This is a genomic window from Mesorhizobium sp. M7A.F.Ca.CA.002.09.1.1, assembly GCF_003998555.1.
GTDB lineage: Bacteria > Pseudomonadota > Alphaproteobacteria > Rhizobiales > Rhizobiaceae > Mesorhizobium > Mesorhizobium ciceri.
Genome location: NZ_RZRR01001582.1, coordinates 1 through 486 on the forward strand (window position 1 = coordinate 1; position 486 = coordinate 486).

The 486-nt window shown below is 65.2% G+C and carries 1 pseudogene; it reads right to left on the reverse strand.

The features are described 5' to 3' along the window. Positions 1 to 242: 242 nt before the first annotated feature. Positions 243 to 486: pseudogene (locus EN994_RS34775) on the reverse strand (hypothetical protein); the annotation flags it as partial.

Consider the following 486-nt stretch of genomic DNA (forward strand, 5'->3'; position numbering starts at 1 on the left):
CAAGCTCGTGACATTTCCAGCAGCCATATCTGTCTCGGCGTGCCGGTTTGCCCCCCGGTTGCCCTCCCATAACATCCCGCCAATCGGCGCCCGGCGCAAGCCGCTTGCTAAGGCAGTTCAGAAGGCCGCCGAGCAAGGGATCCTGGAGCCGAAGACGGTGACCCGCATCGACGAACCTGTGCGGGCGATCGCGAGAGGGTGGCGGTGTTTGCGGCAAGGGATCTTGACCAGCCCAGGGTTTCCTAGCCGATGCGAGCCGGCGGCAGCTCGAACAAAGTGGCGCCGTTCTCCCGGCCGCGCTCGACATAGCCGATGACGCCGAACCATCTTGCGACATCCGGCCCCTGGAGCCAACTGCGCGAATGGATGGCGAGGTTGCCGGCGAGCGCCTGGATATGCCTGATATGCCGCTTGCAGAAACGGACGGTCGTGGCCCGGAAGAAGTCCTCCCGTGCGGCGAACAGCGTGTCGGCGGCGTCGCTGTTC